Source organism: Priestia sp. TGN 0903 (assembly GCF_050846855.1).
GTDB lineage: Bacteria > Bacillota > Bacilli > Bacillales > Bacillaceae_H > Priestia > Priestia zanthoxyli.
In genome coordinates this window covers 1-21,612 of record NZ_JBOZGL010000004.1, presented here as the reverse complement: position 1 = coordinate 21,612, position 21,612 = coordinate 1, and the positions used below count along the sequence as shown (strand labels likewise).

Here is a 21,612-nt window from a genome sequence, read left to right as displayed (position 1 = left end):
AATGGAGGACGTTATGAAAGAACCGTTCATTCATCCGCTTTATATTATTGAAAAACTGGAGACAGCCGGTTACGAAGCGTATTTTGTTGGAGGAGCGGTCCGGGATCTCATTTTAAATCGGGCGATTGGAGATATTGATATCGCTACGTCAGCTAGGCCGGAACAAGTGATGGAACTCTTTCCTAAGACGATTCATGTAGGAATCGAGCATGGTACGGTTGTCGTTGTCCATGAGAACGAGACCTATGAGGTGACCACTTTTCGCTCTGAGGGAGAATATGATGATTTTCGTCGTCCCTCGTCCGTTACGTTTATTTCGTCTCTGATAGAAGATTTGCAGCGTCGCGATTTTACAATTAATGCAATGGCTATGAATGCAAAAGGAGAAATTATTGATCCATTTAATGGAAGGGAAGATTTGCGAAACCAGTTAATTCGTACTGTCGGAAATGCTAAAGAACGCTTTCATGAAGATGCTCTTCGTATGATGAGAGCCGTTCGCTTTGTCAGTCAGCTGGCGTTTTCGCTGTCTGATCAAACTAAAAGAGCCATTCAGCAATACGGTGAACTACTGAGGCATGTTTCTATTGAACGCATTACAGTTGAATTCGAAAAAATGCTGAGCGGAAAGCGGCCGTCTTTAGCATTAGCACTTGTAGCAGATACGGAGCTGTATCGCTACTTACCCGAATTGAATGTAGATCCGCAAAAATTCCGATCTGTTTGTGCACACGATTGGATGATGCTTCAGCGAGTATCGGAGTCATGGACACTTCTTGTACATCTGCTCGACATTCAAGACAAGCAGGCATTTTTTAAAAGCTGGAAATTATCTAATAAGCAAATTAAAGATATTCAGCTTCAGTCTATTGGTCTTCGGGACGTTTTGGAAAATGGATGGTCAAAACGTATCATGTATACAATTGGAGAGCAGGCCAGCGTGAGCGTGAATCGTATTTTACAACTTCTTCGAAGCAATGAGTATATGAATGAACATGAGCTTCTTTACATCTATAGCGAGCTGCCTATTCATTCTTTAAAAGATTTAGATATAAATGGTCAAGATCTTTTAGTATGGACAGGTAAAAAGGGTGGTCCATGGGTGTCTCAACTATTAAAAGAAATTGAGGAGAAAGTTCTATACAATGAGTTAATGAACACGAAATCTTCAATAAGAAAGTGGGTGCAGTCTTGCAGTCAGATATAAGAAGAACGCTGCTTGAAATGTTTACGAACGCAGATGGGGACTATGTGTCCGGCCAAAAGATCAGCGATTTATTAGGCTGTTCAAGAACAGCTGTATGGAAGCATATCGAAGAGCTACGAAAAGACGGCTATGAACTTGAAGCTGTTCGTAAAAAAGGCTATCGCATTGTTGGGAAGCCGAACAAAGTAAGCAGCAACGAGCTTTTATTAGGACTTCAAACAACAAAAATCGGCCAGTATATTCACTATGAGGAAAGCGTGCATTCTACTCAAAAAATTGCTCATCGAATTGCTCAAGAAGGAGCAAAAGAAGGAACGGTCGTAGTTGCTGAAGAGCAAACGGCAGGAAGAGGAAGACTTGATAGAGCGTGGTACTCCCCAAAATATACTGGTGCCTGGATGAGTATTATACTGCGTCCTTCTATCCCTCCGCAGCAGGCTCCTCAGCTGACTTTACTATCAGCAGTGGCTGTTGTACAGGCCATTCAAGAAGTGACGAACCTTTCTCCAGACATTAAATGGCCGAATGATGTTTTATTAAATGGGAAGAAGCTAGTTGGGATTTTAACGGAAATGCAGGCTGATTTTGACCGGATTCATTCGGTCATCATTGGAATCGGCATTAATGTGAATCAGCAGGAAACGGATTTTAATGAACAAATCAAACACATTGCCACATCTTTACGTATTGAAAAAGGTGAAGAAATTAATCGTGCCGCTTTGATGCAAGCGTTTTTCTTAAAGTTAGAAACCCTTTATGAAGAATACTTAAAAAATGGCTTTGGTTTAATTAAAGTTCTTTGGGAAACGTATGCAATCAGCATTGGAAAGCGAATTATAGCACGGACGATGACAGCCAACATTGAAGGCTTTGCAAAAGGTATAACAGATGAAGGCGTTTTATTGATTGAAGACGATGAAGGTGTTATACACCGAATTCATTCTGCAGATATTGAGCTCTCTGCTAAAAAATAGTAGAAAAATAAAGAAATTTTTATTATAATACGAGTATCAAGGTAGTATCGAAAGAACTTCACTTGATACTCGTTTGTTTATTTTTAATACGACAATAAATCTGCCTTGATCCATTAAGGACTAGGACAGAGGGATGACGCGTAGGTAAGCACATTAGGTAAAGTGTGCTTTTTATAGATGAAGTCTGTCAAAGTCCTTCTTCCTTTTATAGGTAGAAGGGCTTTTTTGTGTGCAGACGTGCGCTCATCTCCTCTGAGAAGGAGGAGAAAGTTAGTGAAAACAAAATTAGATTTTTTACGTATGAAACAAAACAATGAACCAATTGTGATGCTGACTGCGTACGATTATCCGTCAGCTAAGTACGCTGAAGAAGCAGGCGTAGACATGATTTTAGTAGGCGACTCTCTAGGAATGGTCGTTTTAGGATATGACTCTACGATTCCTGTAACGGTAGATGATATGATTCATCATACAAAAGCGGTTAAAAGAGGGGCTAGTGATACATTTATCGTCACCGACATGCCGTTTATGTCCTATCACGTGTCGAAAGAAGACACGATGAAAAATGCTGCTCGCATTATGCAGGAAAGCGGAGCTCATGCTTTAAAAGTAGAAGGTGCAAACGATGTTCTCTATACAATTTCAGAATTGACGCAAGCTGGTATTCCGGCTGTTGCACATCTCGGGTTAACACCTCAGTCTGTCGGTGTTCTGGGCGGTTATAAAGTGCAAGGGAAAGAAGCGAAAGAAGCCAAACAGCTAATCCAAGACGCAATCAAGTGTGAGCAGGCGGGAGCTATTGCTGTTGTATTAGAGTGTGTTCCTAAACAAGTAGCAAAACAAGTAGCTGAACGCTTAAGCATTCCAACAATCGGAATCGGAGCAGGAGCTGACACGGATGGTCAAGTACTTGTATACCACGATGTATTAACGTACGGCGTAGAGCGTGTGCCCAAATTTGTTCAGTCATTTGCGAAAATAAATGAGCCTATTTTACAGGGGCTTTCTCAGTATGTAAGTGAAGTGAAAAAAAGAGAGTTTCCGAAAGAAGCACATACTTTTTCAATGAAAGAAGAGCAGTTAACGGCACTGTACGGAGGGAAATAAGATGAAAGTCATTACAACAATTAAAGACATGCAGCAGGAGATGAAAAAAGAAAAGCAGCTTGGACGTTCAATTGGATTTGTCCCGACGATGGGCTATTTGCATGAAGGCCATGCTACTCTGCTTGGAGCAGCTCGCACAGAAAATGAAGTAGTGGCGCTAAGTATTTTTGTGAACCCGACTCAATTTGGACCAAATGAAGATTTTGATACGTATCCAAGAGATTTTGAGCGCGATGAGCGCGTGGCAAAAGAAGCTAACGTCGACTATTTATTTTATCCTTCAGTAGAGGAAATGTATAAGTCAAGCCGTTCAGTTGCTATAACCGTGAGAGATCGTGTAGACGTATTGTGTGGACAGAAGCGCCCTGGTCATTTTGACGGAGTAGCCACGGTACTAACAAAGCTTTTTCACATTGTAACCCCAGATCGTGCATACTTTGGTAAAAAAGATGCGCAGCAAGTTGCTGTAGTAGATGGTTTAATTGAAGATTTTAATTTCCCGGTGGAGCTTAGAGCAGTAGATACGGTGAGAGAAGCAGATGGATTAGCTAAAAGTTCTCGTAACGTATATTTAACAGATAAAGAAAGAGAAGAGGCACCTGTTTTATTTAAGAGTTTACAAAGCGCTCTGCAGCTTCTTGAAGGCGGAGAGAAGCAAGTAGAAATCATTAAAGGGACCATTCGAAAAGAAATTGAGCAACATACGAGCGGTAAAGTGGATTATATCGAGGTTTATACGTATCCAGAGCTAAAACCAATTAAGAAAGCCGCTGGAAAAATCATTATCGCTTTAGCTGTTCAATTCTCTAAAGCTCGTTTAATTGATAATGTAATTGTAGACGTACAGGGGGATAACTAAATGTTTCGCACGATGATGAACGCTAAAATACACAGAGCTCATGTAACTGAAGCCAACTTAAATTATGTTGGCAGCATCACCATTGATGAAGATATTATCGACGCAGTAGGAATTGCAGCAAACGAAAAAGTCCAAATTGTAAACAATAATAACGGAGCTCGCTTGGAAACGTACGTGATTCCCGGCGAACGAGGGAGCGGCGTAGTTTGTTTAAATGGAGCTGCTGCAAGACTCGTGCAGCCTGGAGATATCGTCATCATTATCTCTTATGCGCTCGTAGCAAATGAAGAAGTAGCTCACCATCATCCAACCGTAGCGATTATGAATGAGCAGAATAAAATCCAACAATTGCTTAAACAAGAACCAGCTGGTACAATTCTATAAGAACAGTCCCCCTTTATGAGGGGGATTTTTATTTGAATACATACGCTAGTAAGTGAACGGTATAAACCTCTATACACACTAAAGTAAAACTTCTATGTATGAAAGCCTCTCTGTTTTTCACGAGAAGGAGTTGCGCTTTTAAAGCATATAGAGCAGGCTTTCACTTTATACTATAAAAAGACAGACTTGCGAGGTGTTGACCGTGAATAAACGCTTTGTTGTGGTAGATCTTGAAACGACGGGACATTCTCCAAAACAAGGAGATAAAATGATTCAATTTGCTGCTGTCATAGTAGAAGACGGCAAAATTGTTGAACGTTTTTCTAGTTTTTTAAATCCTGGTATGGATATTCCGCCTTTTATTACACAACTAACTAACATTCAAAATGATATGGTGAAAGATGCGCCTTTATTTGAAGAAATTTCACCTAAAATTATAGAATTGCTAGATGATGCTTATTTTGTTGCACATAATGTGGCATTTGATTTAACTTTTTTACAAGAAGAACTCTATCAGTGCGGGATGGAGACGCTTTATAATTCAACCGTGGATACCGTCGAACTGGCCCGGATTCTGCTGCCTACAGTTGATGGGTACAAACTTAGTCAATTAGCTGAGTATTTACATATTGAACATGAAAACCCTCATCAAGCAGATAGTGATGCAGAAGTAACGGCACGTATTTTACTTTTACTAATTGAAAAATTAAAGAAGCTCCCTTTAACAACCTTGAAGCAGCTATACGCGCTAAGCTTACACTTTAAAAGTGAAATTGGAGAACTGATTCAACAAGTTATAGATGATAAAAGTTATGCCGAGGATGATTCTTATGAATTTATACACGGCATTGCGCTAAACAAATATCAGCCGCATTCAGCTAATGAAAAGCAGCACTCTCATACTTACGAAATATTTGAAACTGAAAAGCAAAAGCTGTTCCATCAGGCTCTGCCATTGTTTGAAGAACGAAAAGGGCAGTGGGAGATGATGAACTTTGTACAAGAGTGCTTTGCAGGCAACGAGCATGCTTTAATTGAAGCGGGGACCGGTATTGGTAAAACCTACGCTTATTTAGTTCCTGCCGTGTTTTATGCTTCTGTTCATCACCACCCAGTCATTATCTCAACTAACACGGTAACGCTTCAGCAGCAAATCGTCGAAAAAGATGTGCCCATTTTAGAAAAGATTGTGCCGTTTCCTGTCACAGCAGCTGTTTTAAAAGGAAGAGAACATTACATTAGTATAAGAAAATTCATTCAGCTCTTAAAAGAGCGAAATAATAATTACGATGCGATCCTCACAAAAGCGAAGCTGCTTATTTGGCTGACGGAAACGGAAACGGGCGACAGCGATGAAATAAACCTGCCTTCTGGGGGTAAACTTTTTTGGGAACAGCTAAATGAAAGCAATCCGTCTCCAAGTGACTTTAAGCATCCTTGGAAGCTTTATTCTTTTTATGAACGAGCGCAGAACAGAGCGCAAAATGCCCATATAGTAGTGACAAATCATCGCTTACTGTTGATGGATGTGATGAGTAATCATGAGCTGCTACCTGATTATGAACAAATTATTATTGACGAGGCTCATCACTTAGAAGACATTGCCGGAGAAGAACTGGGAGAGCGCTTAGATTATTTTGCGGTTCATGCGCTATTAAACCGAATCGGAACCATTCAAGACAAAGGGCTGTTAAAAAAAGTTCATCATACGCTTGTAAAATATAGCATCGATCTTAACACTGAATTTCTTCAAAATCTGTTTGTGCAGCTTCATTCTGAGTGTGATGACTTATTTCGTTTAATTCATTCTTTTGTTCAAAAAAGAATCGGCAATCAGCAGGGCGAGATTGGAAGAAGCAGCTATCGGTACAAAGTGGAAAAAGAGCATGGGCATTACTGGACGGCTATTCAAGAAGCAGCGTCGCGCATTCGTTTTTTAATTCACGATCTTTTTACATGGAATGATGGGGCAAGACATTCCTTTGACGATCTATATGACAAAGCCACAAAAAATGAACAGTCATCTCTTCATGAATTTCAAACGGCTGTTAAAGGATTTGAGCATATATCTCAGCAAATAGAAAAGCTTTTGTTCAAACAGCAGAGCAATTACGTAACGTGGTTTGAAATTGAGCCAAAAGGAGCAGCAAATGCTACGTATATCTATAGTCAGCCTACTTCCATTGCCGATACGCTGGCTGATGAATTTTTCGCTAAGAAACAAAGCGTTATTTTAACATCGGCTACATTGACGGTGAATGGAACATTTGATTATTTAATTCAAGAGCTAGGGTTATATGACTTTCAGCCTGCTCAACTCATTCTTCCTTCCGAGTTTGATTACGAGAAGCAAGCTAGAGTCTATATTCCTCAGGATATGCCTGCTGTTAACGAAGTATCATTATATGAGTATAGCGCTATGATGGCAGAAAGTATTCTTGACGTAGCCAAAGTAACAAATGGCCGTATGCTGGTGCTTTTTACTTCATATGACATGTTGAAAGCTACATATGGTTATTTGAAAGAGTTAAACGATCTTGAAGAGTTTGTCCTGCTTGGTCAAGGAGTCACAACTAGAAATCGCAATAGACTGTTAAAAGACTTCAGTCAATTTGAGCATTCCATTCTTTTGGGTACAAACAGTCTGTGGGAAGGAATTGATTTGCCAGGAGATTTATTATCATGTCTCGTAATAGTCAGACTTCCTTTTTCATCTCCAAATCAACCTCTGTTGACAGCTAAATTTGAGCAGATGAAAAAAGAAGGGAAAAGTCCCTTTATGAATTATTCACTTCCTCAAGCCGTTATCCGTTTTAAACAAGGATTTGGACGGTTGATTCGTTCAAAAAGTGACCGGGGAGCTATATTTATTTTTGATAATCGTATTACGCGAACAGCATATGGATACCATTTCCTTCACTCGCTTCCAAAAGTCCAGGTTGTTCAAAAAACGTTTTCAAATATCTTACTGGACTACAAAGAATGGTGGAATGAAAAGACTTGAGCATAGCTTAAGTCTTTTTTTATGCATACTGTTTCTTCACTTGAGAGACGATAGTAATATACTATGATAAGCAAATGAGGACAGTGTATGATTAAAATATTGCTAAGTGCTGTACTGTTTTTTAGTTTTATGACCTGTTCGGTTTCAGCAGCCGTCATTAAAAACGTAGATTTTGGTTTGCAAGCTGATGAAGTAGTGATCACCTTTCTGCCTCTTTCAGATGGAGAAGCAAGTCTGATTCAAGACGGAAGCGGTGAGGCGATTTTAGTAAATACCGGGAGTGCATCTTCCTATCCCGAGCTAAACAAGTGGCTGCAGCGATATAAAGTAAAAAAAATCAACCAATTAATAATTACGAAACAGCAAAAGTACTATGATTCAAATGTTCAGCGAGCTGTGAAGGATTATCATATAGAGCGTATTATTGTGCCGGCTCAGTACCAGGCGGAATTTCAAACAGAGAAGTGGAAAGAAAATGATTTATTTCAGTTAACGGATAATATACACGTTGATGTCTTGCATGCATCGAAGCAAAAAACAGCGGCTATGGATCTATTATTCACGATTGGAGAGCACCGAGTTCTATATGCCATGAGCGGCTCAGATGAAGTAGAGGAAAAGTTTTTACGCATTCCCCTTACTCATGTAGATATATTGAAAATTCCTAATTTTGGAGAGGGAACGTTTTTTTCGAATACATTTTTGAAGCAATTAGATATACAGCTTGCCGTTTCGTTTACGAAACCAGGGCGTTCCTATTCCCCTCGACTGCTTTCAAATTTAACAGCTGAATGGATTGAATTATATGACGTAAGAGAGGGGAGCGCTTACTCTATTAAAATGTCGCTAAAATCCTATGATGTGATGAAATTTTCTGCAAAATAAACAAATTTCCTTTTGCAAAAAGAGGTAAATTCCTTATAATATTATATATGTTTACTTATTTATTCGGTTTTTACGCAAAACGTACGGGCTGGATTGATGAGTGAAAAAGATGACGATGGTTTTTGATACCTGTTATAATACGGATATCGTCATTTTTGCGTCGTGATAGACGAGCTAGGAGGTTTACAATGGAAAGCAGGATTGAAGTATTATCAACTGTCCGCGTGGAAAATTCCTCGGATTTATATAAAATTGTTGATAGTTTGAATCGCACGTTGAAAAAGCAAGATTTGATGTTCGGATTAGCGTTAGATGAAGAAGATCAAAGCAAAGCTGTATTTACAATTTATCGTACATAAGTAGGGATTTTATGAAAAAGTTAATTATTGTAGCGGTAGCTGCTGTGCTTTTAATTATCGGAGGCATTTCTTTTAGCATTTATCACTCGTCTGTGAAGGATGTTCAGTCTGCTGAGGAAAAAGCAGCATCCCAAGCAAAAAAAGAATTTAATTTGAAATCTGTCACAAGCACCCAGCCATATTTCGGCAATCATGCATTTTATGTAGTAGAAGGTACAAACCGAAGCAATCAAAAGGTAATTGCTTGGGTGCCTAAAAGCAAAAAACAAACAGCTGTTTTAAAGAAAGCAAGCAGCGGGATCACAAAAGAGAAAGCCATTTCCATTGTGAAAAATGATAAAAATCCGCAGGAAATTAAGTCGGTGCGCCTAGGCATTGAAAATAAAAAGCCGCTGTGGGAAGTAACATATGTGGATAAAGATAAGAAACATTTAACATACTATTATCTTGATTTCTCTAGCGGTGAATTTATAAAACGATACAGCTTATCTCAATCATAAATCGTTTATACCATATGAAATGTCATATGTGTCATAATATAAGATTTCAGCGCTTTATGAAAATGAAGCCAATTTTTTATCTATAATCAGCCTGAGGCTGATTATAGCTTTAGTTCATAGGGGGAGATTTTAGTGAAGTTAGCAAAACGTGTATCAGCATTAACGCCATCATCAACATTAGCGATTACAGCAAAAGCGAAAGAATTGAAAGCGGCTGGTCATGATGTGATTGGACTTGGAGCAGGGGAACCTGATTTTAATACGCCGCAGCACATTTTAGAAGCGGCTGTTACAGCAATGAATGATGGTCAGACAAAATATACGCCAGCAGGCGGTCTTGCACCATTAAAAGAAGCGGTAATTGAAAAATTCAAACGCGATCAAGGCCTGACGTATTCACCTTCTGAAATTATTGTTTGTACAGGTGCTAAGCACGCACTGTATACGTTATTTCAAGTTCTGTTAGACGAAGGTGACGAAGTAATTATCCCAACTCCTTACTGGGTAAGTTATCCTGAGCAAGTAAAGTTAGCAGAAGGTACACCAGTATTCGTTGAAGGTTCTGAAAATAACGAATTTAAAATCACACCTGAACAATTAGAAGCGGCTATTACTGCTAAAACTAAAGCTGTTATTATCAATTCACCAAGCAACCCAACGGGTATGATTTACACAAGAGAAGAGCTTCAAGCTTTAGGAGAAGTTTGCTTGAAGCACGATATTTTTATCGTATCAGATGAAATTTATGAAAAGCTTGTGTATGGTCAAAATGAACATGTATCGATTGCACAGCTTTCACCAGCGTTAAAAGAAAAAACAATTATCATTAACGGTGTTTCTAAGTCACATTCCATGACGGGCTGGCGCATTGGATATGCAGCTGGTGATGCTACAGTTATTAAAGCGATGACAAACCTAGCGAGTCACAGCACGTCAAATCCAACATCTATTGCTCAATATGCAACAATCGCTGCTTATAACGGCACTCAGGAGCCGGTGGAAATGATGCGACAAGCTTTTGAAGAGCGTCTAAACGTGATTCATGAAAAGCTGATTAACATTCCAGGGTTCTCATGCTTAAAACCACAGGGTGCTTTCTACTTATTCCCTAATGCAATTGAAGCTGCAAAGTTAACTGGCTTTGATACAGTTGATGCATGGGTAGAAGCTATTTTAGAAGAAGAGAAGGTAGCGCTAGTGCCTGGATCAGGATTCGGTTCACCTGAAAACGTACGTCTTTCTTATGCTACATCACTAGATCTGCTAGAAAAGGCATTGGAACGAATTCAATCATTCATGACTCGTCATATGAAATAAAAAAGATTATATTTAAAAACAAAAGAGCCTTTTAGCACAAATCACACGTGTTAGAAGGCTCTTTTTGTTTGTTACTTGTTATTATGTTTGTCGAAATGTATAATAGGATGGCATACATAATTACGAAATGTAAGTTTTTTGGAGGGATATTAATCGTGAAAATTACGATTTCAGAAGCAAACAAGCATGTAGGAAAAGAAGTAACAATTGGTGCTTGGTTAGCGAATAAACGTTCAAGTGGTAAAATTGCCTTTTTACAGCTACGCGATGGATCAGGATTCATGCAAGGGGTAGTTGTAAAAGCTGAAGTAGAAGAAGAAACTTTTAAATTAGCTAAATCTATGACGCAAGAATCATCACTATATGTAACAGGTGTGGTACGCGAAGATGAGCGCTCACCGTTTGGCTATGAGTTAACAGTTACAAGCCTTGAAGTTATTCATGAAGCTGTTGATTACCCAATTACGCCAAAAGAACATGGAACAGAGTTCTTAATGGATAACCGTCATTTATGGCTGCGTTCTAAACGTCAACATGCTGTTATGAAGGTTCGTAACGAAATCATTCGTGCAACGTATGAATTCTTTAACGAAAACGGGTTTACAAAAGTAGATCCTCCAATCCTAACAGGAAGTGCTCCTGAAGGAACAACAGAATTATTCCACACGAAATATTTTGACGAAGATGCATATCTTTCTCAAAGTGGACAGCTTTATATGGAAGCAGCGGCAATGGCGCTTGGAAAAGTATTTTCATTCGGTCCAACGTTCCGCGCTGAAAAATCTAAAACACGCCGTCATTTAATTGAGTTTTGGATGATTGAACCAGAGATGGCTTTCTACCAATTCGAAGATAACTTGAAAGTACAGGAAGAGTATGTGTCTCATGTCGTACAGTCTGTTTTAACAAACTGTAAGTTAGAGTTAAATGTACTAGGCCGTGATACATCTAAGTTAGAACAAATTAAAGCGCCATTCCCTCGTATTTCGTACGATGAGGCTCTTAAATTCTTACATGAAAAAGGATTTACAGACATTCAGTGGGGAGATGACTTTGGAGCACCGCATGAAACGGCTATCGCAGAAAGCTATGACAAGCCGGTATTCATTACACACTATCCAACGTCATTAAAACCATTTTATATGCAGCCAGATCCAACAAATGAAGACGTAGTATTATGTGCAGACTTAATCGCACCAGAAGGCTACGGAGAAATCATTGGAGGCTCTGAACGTATTCATGATCAAGAGCTTTTAGCTCAGCGTGTAGAAGAGCACAAATTAGATACAGAAACATACAAGTGGTATTTAGAGCTTCGTAAGTATGGCTCAGTTCCACATTCAGGATTTGGTTTAGGCCTTGAGCGTACAGTAGCATGGATTAGCGGCGTAGAACACGTTCGTGAAACGATTCCATTCCCACGCTTATTAAACCGTTTATACCCGTAAGGAAGTGAAAAAGTATTCTGACTCCTGTAGTCAGGATACTTTTTTAGCTTTTTTTTATGAATCATAAAAAGAAAAGAAAAACGAGGTTTTTACTTATATCACAAGGAAACAACGGCAAACATAGAAGAGAGTCTAACTTAAAAGGGAGTTGCAATTCTCGAAAAAATAAGTTAGTGTAATATTCTTGGAAGGAAGTCATCGTTCGTATATATTTTATATGTGCAGAGCAATGGTACGGTTTCAGCGGAAAGTTTTACATAGAAGCTTTTTTAGCTTCGAATAATTATTACTTTGACCATAAACTTCATGATATACTAACTACTGAGGTGTTCGGATATGAAAAAAGAAACGTTAATTGAATGGTTTGAACAAGGCACAGTTTCAATTCCGAAGCTGCTGTTTAATCACTATAGCGATTTGGGAATGAACGAAACGGAATTCATGACGTTAATGCATATTTATGTTTCCATTGAAGGCGGTGAAGGTTTCCCGACACCTAACGAATTGGCGGCAAAAATGAGTATTTCAAGTGCTGTGTGTATGGATACGCTGCGAGCATTAATTCAGCGCGGCTTTTTATCTATTGAGCAAGATCAACAGCAAAACGCCCTTATTTGTGAACGTTATTCATTAAAACCGCTTTGGGAAAAGCTTATTCATCATATGATGCAAGAAACAAGAGAAGTAGAAAAAAGCGAAGAAGAACAAGAAGAGCTTAATTTATATACAATGTTTGAAAAAGAGTTTGGCAGAGCATTGTCTCCGTTTGAATGCGAAACGCTAGCGATGTGGATTGATCAAGATCATCACGATCCCATTATTATTAAAGCGGCACTAAGAGAGTCGGTGATGTCTGGAAAATTAAACTTCCGGTATATTGATCGTATTTTATTTGAATGGAAGAAAAATGGCATTCAGACCATTGATCAAGCCCGCAAGCATAGCCAAAAATTTCGTCAAAATCAACAGCCCAAAAAACTATCTTCTGTTAACCCTTCTCAGTCTACATCAGCCATTCCTTTTTTTAACTGGCTAGAGCAATGACAGGATAAAAAGCTGCTTCAAGATCCAAGTAATTGAATCTTGAAGCAGCTTTTTTAAAAGAGTATGGACAAAAGTAGCATTTGACAGGAACCCTATTGTAAAATAGGAGGGAACTACCTGTAAGAAGAAGGAGAACTAGTATGTTAACGTTAAAACAAATCAGACAGTGCCTAGATGCTATGGCAGAAATGTTTCCTGACGCCCACTGTGAGTTGAATCATCGGAATCCCTTTGATTTAGTCATTGCCGTGGCGCTATCTGCTCAGTGCACAGATGCTTTAGTCAACCGCGTAACAGCGGATTTATTCAAGAAATATCAAACGCCTGAAGACTATTTAGCCGTTTCGTTAGAAGAGCTGCAGCAAGATATTAGATCAATTGGCTTATATAGAAATAAAGCTAAAAACATTCAAAAGCTCTGCCGTATGCTCATTGATGAATACGGAGGAGAAGTTCCGAAAGATCGTGATGAGCTGACCAATCTTCCGGGAGTAGGGCGTAAGACGGCTAATGTTGTTGTATCCGTAGCTTTTGGAGTACCGTCAATAGCCGTAGACACGCATGTAGAACGTGTAAGTAAACGCCTTGGGATTTGCAGGTGGAAAGATTCAGTTTTAGAAGTAGAAAAAACGCTGATGAGAAAAATTCCGAAAGATGAATGGTCCGTTACGCATCATCGACTTATCTTTTTTGGACGCTATCACTGTAAAGCACAGTCTCCTCAATGTCATGTCTGCCCGCTTCTTGATCTTTGCCGAGAAGGAAAGAAACGAATGAAAGGAAAAGAGAAGAAGACAGATGTTACCGATTGAAGTGCCGTCACATTTCATATGCGAACCATTTTATTCAAAAGAAGATCGGGTTCTTGAATTAGATACAAAAAATGGAAGAAATTATTTTGCTTATGATATTTTATACGATGTACATAAAGAAACGAAAACACCTTGGAGGGATGTTCAAAAGAACATACGGCCATTTTTTGAAAAGTGGGAAACTCAAAGGGAAGAACTGCATACGCTTTTTTCTCAGCGAAAAGCAAAAGAAGCAGCGCCTTGTATGAAACAAGCTGCTGCTATGTATATTAGTTTACTGTTTTGGATTAATGGACAGCCCGTTCGGCGTTTAAATCAGCTGCAAGAAGACATAGCGGACCTAATCTATAAGCCTATTAACTGTGCTGAGAGGCTTATGTTTTTGCTGCAGCGAGTTTCTTCTTATCAAGCGTATATTCAGCTGACAGAATTATTTAATGAGTTGCGTAAGCAGTATGCAAAAATGCTTATTCTTCACAAGAAATAAAGCCCCTACACGTGTAGGGGCTTTTTACTGCTGCGTTAATTTTCAGTTGTTGGCTCTTGCTGCGGTGTAGCAGGTGTTGACGGCGTCGATGGTGTAGCAGGAGTTTGTGGTGTTTGACTTCCTGAGTCACTTCCACCGTTGTCTGCTGGAGGAGGAGTTGTGCCTCCGTTATTATTGTTGTTGTTGCCGCTATTACCATCGTTAGCATTGCCGCTATCGTTATTGTTATTATCGGTATTTCCGCTATTGTTACCGCCGCTATTGCTGCCATTATTGCTGTTTTGGTTATCATCCGGCTGAGTAGATGAATCGTCACCTTGATCAGAGCCGTTGTTTTGATCAGTGTTGCTATTGTCTTCATTTTGATTATCGTCCGTTGTTCCGTCATCTTCAGGCTTAGTAGAATTATCTTCGGTAGCTTGATCTGATGAATCAGGAACTTTTACAGAAGAACTAGCGCTTTGGCCCGTATTTGTTGTTACGGTGAAACTATACGTTGAGCCTGGTGCTGGATTGGAAATTGTTTTTCCACCGGCTCCTGCGCCAGATGCGAGTTGTTCAGAACCGTTAGGAGAAGACATTGTGACTGTAAAGGTCGTATCACTGGCTGCGTTTGACGCTGACCAGTTAACTGAAATTGCTCCTCCGCTATACGAAGCAGTAATTTTTGGCTTCACATCTTTATTGTCTTTTTTCTCTTTTTTGTCCTCTTTTTTATCTTCTTTCTTTTCTTCTTTTTCTTTCTTCACAAACGTTTGAGATACTTTTGTCGGTGCAGTACCGCGCACAAAGTATTCTTTTGTAATTAAGCTAGAAGGAGTAGAGCCGCTTGGGCGTTTTAAGTCTTTGCCCGTTGGTTTTTCCACGGAACGTTCAACTACGCTGTCCGGCTGCTTGAAACTTCCTTTAGGTTTGCCTTCAGAAATATGAGTAATAACATGCTTAAAGATATTTTTTGCCATGCCTGTTTCATTAGGACTTAAAATATAGCCGTCTTTAGCAGTTTCATAGCCTGTCCATACGGAAATCGTATAGTTTGGCGTAAATCCATTAAACCACACGTCTTTTTCACCAGCGTCTGGAATGTTGTATCGTTTTTTCTCGTCAGCACTAAAGTTCGAAGTTCCTGTTTTACCCGCAATTTCTAATCCTGGTGTACGAACAGCACGAGCTGTACCATAGGATTCGTTTACAACAGATTTCATCATGTCCGTCATCATAAACGCCGTGTAATCTTGCATTGCGCGTTTTGGTTTTGGCGTTAAATCAATTTCTGTTCCATCAGGGAATTTTACCTTTGTCACTGTATGCGGTGCATTGTACATACCTTCATTTGCAAAAGCACTATAGGCTCCAGCCATTTGCAGAGGTGTAACACCTGTACGGAAGCCTCCGATAGAATAAGATTCAGAATAAGCTTCGCCGTCTTCTTCATCTAATTTTAGCCCAAGGCCCGTAGCGAACTCTTTTGCTTTGTCAGCACCGGTTGCTTGAAACGCTTTTAAAGCAGGGATGTTCAGTGAGCGTCCTAAAGCTTCACGCGCTGAAACCCACCCTTTATAGTTGCGTCCAAAATTTCGGATTGGCGTGCCGTTTGAATAATGATATTCTTCATCTTTTATCGGTTGTCCAGTAGACCACTTTAAGTTCTCAATCGCTGGACCGTAATCTAAGATCGGCTTAATTGTTGAGCCGGGCTGGCGTCTCATATTTGTTGCAAAGTTCAAGCCGCCTGACACACGGTTACGTCCGCCTCCAATTGCTTGAATACCGCCTGTTTCATTATCTACAACGACAAGACCTGCTTGGAATTTATCGTTCGGGAAGTTGACTACTTTGTTATTCATCACATCATCCACATAGTCCTGAGCATTCGTGTCAAGCGTTGTATAAATTTCTAAGCCCGCAGAAAATGGATCCGCGTCTGTTTTCTTTTTTACTTCCTCGATTACTTGATCAATAAATACATCGTACTTAGATGTTGATTCAGTTTGTTTAGCTAAGTGAGCCTGTACATCTACTTGTTTTGCTTTGTCGGCTTCGGCTTGTGTAATGAAGCCGTTTTTAGCCATTAAGTTTAATACTGTGTTACGGCGTTTAGTAGCATTCTCTGGGTTTGTAACTGGGTTATAAGTAGTTGGCGCTTTTGGTAAGCCTGCCAACATAGCAGCTTCATCAAGGGTTAAATCTTTTACGCTTTTAACTCCGTAAAATTTCTCAGCTGCTCGTTCAATACCGTATACTTCACCTGATGCGAAATATATTTTGTTTAAATACATTTCAAGAATTTGTTGCTTCGAATATTTGCGCTCAAGTTGGTAAGCTAACCACATTTCTTGTACTTTACGTTTAACCGTCTTCTTTGGTGATAAGAACGAATTCTTTACCACTTGCTGAGTAATCGTACTACCGCCCTCAGCACCGAAGCCGTTTTTAAAGTTCGCCATTAATGCTCCGCCAATACGGTAAAAGTCGACGCCGTGATGTTTATAAAAACGAACGTCTTCCGTAGCGATAAATGCGTTTTTGACGACTTGAGGGATTTCATCGTATTGCACATATGTACGTTTTTGAGCTCCAATTTCTTTTACAACTGTCTTTCCATCGTTTGCATATACTTTAGATGAAAAAGAGTTTTTTAATACCGAGTCATCAACTTTTGGAGCATCGCTTATCATAGCAAAAAAAGTTCCCACTCCGGCAATGAGCCCGATGATTCCTATCAGTAAAACTGCGGCAACAATTTTACGAAATAGGCCTCCTTTTTTCTTCTTTTTCGGTTTTCCTTGAGATTTACCTTCTGGTTTGTTGTCATTCATAGCTCTTCGTCGTTCTTCACGAGAGCGATAATTATCTGACATAAAAACTCCTACCTTTCAACGCATTGTAAGAGAATGATTTCCGTAAACATATATATCATACTCTTAAAAGTATAATTTATCTATAGTTTTTATGTAATCGATTCTCGGATGGTAACCAAGTTCGATGAAATGTCCTTTTTTTTCAATATCTGCCTTAGGGATTGATTTTCGTCCATCTTTTTTCATGGCATCCCAATAAGGAAAAAGGAACTGTGCTTCGAACAAGTATATTTCTTGTAAAGTAGAGAACATTAATATAACGAAACAAACCCCGTTTTGTTTCACAATTTGCTTCATATGTTCAATTTGATGTTCATGAAAATTACGCAGAGGAAATGAGGTTTTATTTCTCGTTTCTTTTGCTTCAAAGTCAAGGTGTTTTCCTTTATAGATTCCATTATAGTCTGTAGTAGAAGCCTGCTTAAAATAAGCTTCTTTGATAACAGCGGCACTTCTCTTCGGATAGTCTACTTTTACAATTTGAACAGGGGTTGTTTTTTTGTGAACAATGGCTATTCCTTTTGAAACATAGTATTCGTTTGTTTCGTTTAAATCGTCCTCCAGCGTCATACCACGATTGCTATAGCTAGCTTCTAGCTTTTTAGGGGAAGGACTGCTGGTATTCAATGGCTTATAGGCCTTTCCGTTAGGATAGCGAATCATAACCATCACTCCTTTAGTGTAAATCTATTAAACAAACAAATTCTATTATACCAAATCCTACAAATAAAAATAGATGAAAGAAGATGAAGAGATGTCACTCAATAGTTCGGAACAAGCGCTGTTGACGGCGATTAATAAAACAACAGACAAGCTGAATATTGATAATATATCAAGAACCCAAGCTTATGCAACTTTTTATCATAGATATCCTGAAGTAAAGTGGGCATTTCTCGCAAGTATGGTATCGCGCAACGCAGGGTGGAATATGTGTGATTTGCAAGGAGAACCAATGAAAAAAGCGTTATCAAAGCAAACGCGCGATTTATTATTTTTGACGTATGAAAGAGCAAATTGGCTTATTTTTAAAGATGCCTTCCCGCAATTACTATTGTATGCTGTTTCGCGTAAAAAACATGTCTCTTACGTTCATTTACTTCCCTATTTAAATGTTTCATCTTTTATCGAAGAAAAGTGGAGGCAATTTATGCAGAAACCTTCTGAACTGCAGCTTATTCATGCGTTAATTGTAAATGAGCAGCACGTTATTCAAAAGCCCGTTATTGAACAGCCTTTTTATCAAGATAGAGTATTTAAAAGTATGCTGTTTTTTTTTCAAGATATATTCCACTTTAGCTCCGTCCTTTTTCCTACTACAAAAGGGGAGCTATACGGTTGTTCTGTTCATGATTTTACAAAAGTAAATAATCGGATTGATTTGGGGAAGAAATTAGCGGCTTTATTATTTCATGAAAAGTATTATCCCTTGTTTTATGAATTTTCTTTGAAAACAAAGCATACGGGTTCGAGATACGATTATGAGCAGTATTTTGTGGATGAAACCAGTTGCTGTACACCTGCACTTCGAAAGGTGTATCCGGCTATTAGACATCATGAAAAAAAGAGAGAAGAGTGGTTTTTAACAAAAAAACAGGAACAAAAGCTCATGAAAAAGCCGCCTTTTCCAAAGAAAGTTCATTTTACAAAGTGGTATCTTCAAAAGCAAAAGCAGCTGCATATATTAATGAAAGTAGCGCAAGTAGTTAATGTAAATAAAAACGGTCACAAGTGACCGTTTTGTTCTTAAGTAGAAGGCTGGTTAGGACCGTTTAACTTTTTAGGATCACCGTAGGTTTTTGTTTCAGGCTTATTTTTAGGCTGTGATTTTTGCTGTTTGTTGGCCATATCTAGGCACCTCCTATCATGTTGTAATGAACGTTCAGCAGCAGAATGTATCCACTTAGCTGAAATGTCTATACTAGTGTTTTCAATATGTTCTCTTTCGATTCACCATAAATGAAAATGTCGAAAACATCTTTCTTTGACGAATAGAAACTAGTTTTGTCATGTGTGAAGGGACAATGAATAAAAAAGAGAATACGTTATGCAAAGGAAAATTTGGAGGGATGGCGATGAAACAAAGTATGGTTAAAACAAGCGAAATGATGACTTTATTAGATAGCTTACTAGAGCAAGTAGATCTAGTGGATAAAACGATGTCTACATCTATAAATGAAGCATTTACACATTGTGAAGAAACATATATGGAACAAGTTCATCGCATTGACCAATCGCTGCAAGAAATTGAAGTAACTGTGTATGAAAGCATGCCTTCCGAAACAGAATGGAGTAGAAGACGAAGAGAAATGGTTCTTCATACAGTATAAAGATTGTTTATGTTACAATAGTCATCGTAGAGGTGACGAATAACGATGAATGAAGATGTGAAAAAAAGTACGGAGATCATGTTTCAATATAATGAAGTAGCTGTAGAACGATTAGCGTCTATTCAACAGGAAGAAAATTATGAAGTGAAATTTTTTGAAGAAGTAAAGCCTTATGGAGACATTTTCTTCAAAGAACTTGATGAATGGGCTAGTCTCGTAACGGAATGGCTGAAGAAAGAGCGACCAAAATATATTCATGTTAATCAAGTAGAGACGTTAAAAGAAAATTTACAAAACGTTGTACTACAGTCATTTTATCCCGAGACGCGAGAAAAGCGATTTAAAAAGATGTATCACTCAAATAAGTATGTGCTCGAGTCGATATTGAATAATTAATCCCGGCCTTCCGTTGAGACTTATAAGGTGGGGATTTTCTATGTATGCCTAAAGAGAAAACTCTTTAGGCATTTTATCATGATCAATAAAAAGTTAATCAAAATCTTTTTGTGATTGGATAGAAACAGCTGGGTGATCTTGTGAAGCAACTGTATCGATATGATAATCAACTTTTTCGGTATGTTTAGAAGCAACGGCGTTATTTGTTTTATTTACTGCACCTTGTCCTTGTTTTTTATGATCAAAATGTTTTCCACGACTCATGAAATAAACCTCCTTTATTGAATACTACGTTAAAGCCTTTATAGTATAAACAAGTCAAAAAAGAAGTATGTGTCCACTTTATAGGAAACAAAGAAACCACCGATTTCTCAGTGGTAGTAAAAAAATTAATCATCTTGTGCACTAAAATCAGGCTTAGTAGCTCCAATTTGTTCGAGTTCACGTACAGCGGCTTTGTAATTCATAGGAGTTAAAAAACCTTTTAAATACTGCTGCTGAGCAAAATCGAGTAATTCATTACTTGACTGCGGCTCATATTGTTTCACCGCAATAAAAGCTTCTTGAAGTTCGTTCACATACATGTAAATTCCCTCCTAATCCCCATTTGTGCCACTACGTATAGGTAGTATCACTTGTTCTTATCGTACCATATATTTAAATAATCTCGTTTTTTTGAAAAATTTAAACTTTCGACAGAAACCTACATATTTTTGAATGCGTTCTCCAAAAGTACAAGTAGACGAACGTCACCTCTTATTTCTGCATACATACTATATATTATGTAATATTAAAAAGGAGGTATTGATTTTGCATGTATACAAGTAAGCACTATCCGTATTATGAGCAACATCAACCAGAACGTTTTGATTTAAGTCAGGTACATCCATTTCCACAGTATCACCAGCAGCCATGGACGGAAGCTTATATGCCGCAACATCCGTACGCTCAGCAACAAATGCCTTTTGGCCCTCAGCAAATTCCCTATATGAACGGAATGTACCAGCAGCCCATGTACAACAATGCAGGTGCGCCTTTTAATCCATATCCTAAAGGTCAGCAGCAAAAGCCTCAGCCATCTCAATTTCAGTCATTAATGTCTCAGTTTAAATCGAGTGATGGCAATTACGATATGAACAAAATGATGAATACTGCGGGACAGATGATGGGAGCCATGAACCAATTAACATCCTTAGTGAAAGGGTTTTCCGGGATTTTCAAAGTATAAGGACTAGAAGTTGTTTTCTAGTCCCAGCTTATTATTTTTTCTGTTGATTTTTCAAATAGTTTTCTCCAAGAAGTGCAAATACTTCATTGTAAGTTAGTCCAGACTGCGCATTTAAACGTTTGATCTCTTCGACATCTGTTGTTGATGAAGTTGAAATTTGATGTTTGTTTTTTTTCATAAAACCTCTCCTTTTCTATGTAAAATGAATAACGCTTCATCTTAGTATATTTCCAAATGTTCCTCTTCTATAAGTGGAAAAAAACGCCGAAGACACTCATGGCTCTTCGGCGTTTTTTTTTCAATAAAGATGAGTGTTTAGGGAAATTAAGAACGGCGAGAACGACGAGAGCGGCGAGTAGAACGACGAGAGCGGCGAGTAGAACGACGAGAGCGGCGAGTAGAACGACGAGAGC

At 38.7% G+C, this 21,612-nt stretch carries 24 protein-coding genes; 18 read left to right on the top strand and 6 right to left on the bottom strand.

The genetic code is table 11. The features are described from left to right. Nucleotides 1-13: 13 nt before the first annotated feature. The 14 genes from ACRPLY_RS14605 (at nucleotide 14) to ACRPLY_RS14540 (ending at nucleotide 14,387) form a co-directional block, all read left to right on the top strand. Nucleotides 14-1,207, top strand: a complete 1,194-nt coding sequence (locus ACRPLY_RS14605) for a CCA tRNA nucleotidyltransferase (RefSeq protein WP_028414086.1) — start codon at nucleotides 14-16, stop codon at nucleotides 1,205-1,207. Beyond that, entirely contained in the window at nucleotides 1,192-2,181 is a 990-nt protein-coding gene (locus ACRPLY_RS14600; protein ID WP_013056096.1) for a bifunctional biotin--[acetyl-CoA-carboxylase] synthetase/biotin operon repressor, read from the top strand. Before ACRPLY_RS14605 ends, ACRPLY_RS14600 begins: the two co-directional genes overlap by 16 nt. A gap of 273 nt (nucleotides 2,182-2,454) precedes the next feature. Beyond that, nucleotides 2,455-3,288, top strand: coding sequence for a 3-methyl-2-oxobutanoate hydroxymethyltransferase (panB, locus tag ACRPLY_RS14595; protein ID WP_033578419.1), 834 nt, complete (start codon nucleotides 2,455-2,457; stop codon nucleotides 3,286-3,288). Nucleotide 3,289: 1 nt separating this feature from the next. Then, entirely contained in the window at nucleotides 3,290-4,147 is an 858-nt protein-coding gene (gene panC, locus ACRPLY_RS14590; RefSeq protein WP_033578420.1) for a pantoate--beta-alanine ligase, read from the top strand. Continuing rightward, a complete protein-coding gene (gene panD, locus ACRPLY_RS14585; protein WP_028407965.1) occupies nucleotides 4,148-4,531 on the top strand; it encodes an aspartate 1-decarboxylase in 384 nt (127 codons plus the stop codon). It abuts the gene before it with no gap. 202 nt (nucleotides 4,532-4,733) lie between these two features. Further along, on the top strand, nucleotides 4,734-7,535 hold the full coding sequence (gene dinG, locus ACRPLY_RS14580) for an ATP-dependent DNA helicase DinG (protein WP_432231925.1): 2,802 nt from the start codon (nucleotides 4,734-4,736) through the stop codon (nucleotides 7,533-7,535). An 87-nt stretch (nucleotides 7,536-7,622) separates the two neighbouring features. Next, a complete protein-coding gene (locus tag ACRPLY_RS14575; protein WP_432231924.1) occupies nucleotides 7,623-8,420 on the top strand; it encodes a hydrolase in 798 nt (265 codons plus the stop codon). A 188-nt stretch (nucleotides 8,421-8,608) separates the two neighbouring features. Continuing rightward, nucleotides 8,609-8,779: a YpmA family protein gene (locus ACRPLY_RS14570; protein WP_013056102.1), complete on the top strand. Its 171-nt coding sequence runs from the start codon at nucleotides 8,609-8,611 to the stop codon at nucleotides 8,777-8,779. 11 nt (nucleotides 8,780-8,790) lie between these two features. Continuing rightward, nucleotides 8,791-9,279 (top strand): DUF5590 domain-containing protein, encoded by a 489-nt coding sequence (locus ACRPLY_RS14565; protein WP_034266853.1) that lies wholly within the window; start codon nucleotides 8,791-8,793, stop codon nucleotides 9,277-9,279. 132 nt (nucleotides 9,280-9,411) lie between these two features. Continuing rightward, nucleotides 9,412-10,596 (top strand): pyridoxal phosphate-dependent aminotransferase, encoded by a 1,185-nt coding sequence (locus ACRPLY_RS14560; protein ID WP_013082327.1) that lies wholly within the window; start codon nucleotides 9,412-9,414, stop codon nucleotides 10,594-10,596. Nucleotides 10,597-10,751: 155 nt separating this feature from the next. Next, nucleotides 10,752-12,044 (top strand): asparagine--tRNA ligase, encoded by a 1,293-nt coding sequence (gene asnS / locus ACRPLY_RS14555; RefSeq protein ID WP_033578423.1) that lies wholly within the window; start codon nucleotides 10,752-10,754, stop codon nucleotides 12,042-12,044. Between the two features lie 336 nt (nucleotides 12,045-12,380). Continuing rightward, on the top strand, nucleotides 12,381-13,088 hold the full coding sequence (locus tag ACRPLY_RS14550) for a DnaD domain-containing protein (protein WP_016763459.1): 708 nt from the start codon (nucleotides 12,381-12,383) through the stop codon (nucleotides 13,086-13,088). A gap of 140 nt (nucleotides 13,089-13,228) precedes the next feature. Beyond that, nucleotides 13,229-13,900, top strand: a complete 672-nt coding sequence (gene nth, locus ACRPLY_RS14545; RefSeq protein ID WP_028414079.1) for an endonuclease III — start codon at nucleotides 13,229-13,231, stop codon at nucleotides 13,898-13,900. Further along, complete coding sequence (locus tag ACRPLY_RS14540; RefSeq protein ID WP_302892523.1) at nucleotides 13,887-14,387, top strand: YpoC family protein; 501 nt, start codon at nucleotides 13,887-13,889, stop codon at nucleotides 14,385-14,387. The genes nth and ACRPLY_RS14540 overlap by 14 nt, the downstream gene beginning before the upstream one ends. A gap of 35 nt (nucleotides 14,388-14,422) precedes the next feature. Here the strand turns inward: ACRPLY_RS14540 and ACRPLY_RS14535 are convergent, their stop codons facing one another. Further along, complete coding sequence (locus tag ACRPLY_RS14535) at nucleotides 14,423-17,248, bottom strand: PBP1A family penicillin-binding protein (RefSeq protein WP_034266857.1); 2,826 nt, start codon at nucleotides 17,246-17,248, stop codon at nucleotides 14,423-14,425. 63 nt (nucleotides 17,249-17,311) lie between these two features. Beyond that, nucleotides 17,312-17,911, bottom strand: coding sequence for a Holliday junction resolvase RecU (gene recU / locus ACRPLY_RS14530; RefSeq protein ID WP_432231923.1), 600 nt, complete (start codon nucleotides 17,909-17,911; stop codon nucleotides 17,312-17,314). 73 nt (nucleotides 17,912-17,984) lie between these two features. Between recU and ACRPLY_RS14525 the strand changes: the two genes are divergently transcribed. After that, the gene (locus ACRPLY_RS14525; RefSeq protein WP_034266862.1) at nucleotides 17,985-18,980 is read left to right on the top strand and encodes a DUF2515 family protein; all 996 of its coding nucleotides are present in this window, start codon (nucleotides 17,985-17,987) and stop codon (nucleotides 18,978-18,980) included. A gap of 11 nt (nucleotides 18,981-18,991) precedes the next feature. Here the strand turns inward: ACRPLY_RS14525 and ACRPLY_RS14520 are convergent, their stop codons facing one another. Continuing rightward, nucleotides 18,992-19,093, bottom strand: coding sequence for a hypothetical protein (locus ACRPLY_RS14520; RefSeq protein ID WP_016763465.1), 102 nt, complete (start codon nucleotides 19,091-19,093; stop codon nucleotides 18,992-18,994). A gap of 227 nt (nucleotides 19,094-19,320) precedes the next feature. On the opposite strand from ACRPLY_RS14520, the gene ACRPLY_RS14515 reads away from it, so the two are divergent. Together ACRPLY_RS14515 and ACRPLY_RS14510 are read left to right on the top strand one after the other, a co-directional pair. Beyond that, entirely contained in the window at nucleotides 19,321-19,575 is a 255-nt protein-coding gene (locus ACRPLY_RS14515) for a hypothetical protein (protein ID WP_034266868.1), read from the top strand. A gap of 45 nt (nucleotides 19,576-19,620) precedes the next feature. Beyond that, complete coding sequence (locus tag ACRPLY_RS14510) at nucleotides 19,621-19,971, top strand: YppE family protein (RefSeq protein ID WP_013056113.1); 351 nt, start codon at nucleotides 19,621-19,623, stop codon at nucleotides 19,969-19,971. Between the two features lie 93 nt (nucleotides 19,972-20,064). Here ACRPLY_RS14510 and ACRPLY_RS14505 read toward each other — a convergent pair whose 3' ends face one another. Together ACRPLY_RS14505 and ACRPLY_RS14500 are read right to left on the bottom strand one after the other, a co-directional pair. Further along, complete coding sequence (locus ACRPLY_RS14505) at nucleotides 20,065-20,235, bottom strand: hypothetical protein (protein WP_167387310.1); 171 nt, start codon at nucleotides 20,233-20,235, stop codon at nucleotides 20,065-20,067. A 125-nt stretch (nucleotides 20,236-20,360) separates the two neighbouring features. Then, on the bottom strand, nucleotides 20,361-20,555 hold the full coding sequence (locus tag ACRPLY_RS14500; protein WP_013056115.1) for a YppF family protein: 195 nt from the start codon (nucleotides 20,553-20,555) through the stop codon (nucleotides 20,361-20,363). A 230-nt stretch (nucleotides 20,556-20,785) separates the two neighbouring features. On the opposite strand from ACRPLY_RS14500, the gene ACRPLY_RS14495 reads away from it, so the two are divergent. Continuing rightward, the gene (locus ACRPLY_RS14495) at nucleotides 20,786-21,199 is read left to right on the top strand and encodes a YppG family protein (RefSeq protein ID WP_028414073.1); all 414 of its coding nucleotides are present in this window, start codon (nucleotides 20,786-20,788) and stop codon (nucleotides 21,197-21,199) included. A 31-nt stretch (nucleotides 21,200-21,230) separates the two neighbouring features. Here ACRPLY_RS14495 and ACRPLY_RS14490 read toward each other — a convergent pair whose 3' ends face one another. Continuing rightward, complete coding sequence (locus tag ACRPLY_RS14490) at nucleotides 21,231-21,377, bottom strand: hypothetical protein (RefSeq protein ID WP_165573333.1); 147 nt, start codon at nucleotides 21,375-21,377, stop codon at nucleotides 21,231-21,233. Nucleotides 21,378-21,612 lie beyond the last annotated feature (235 nt).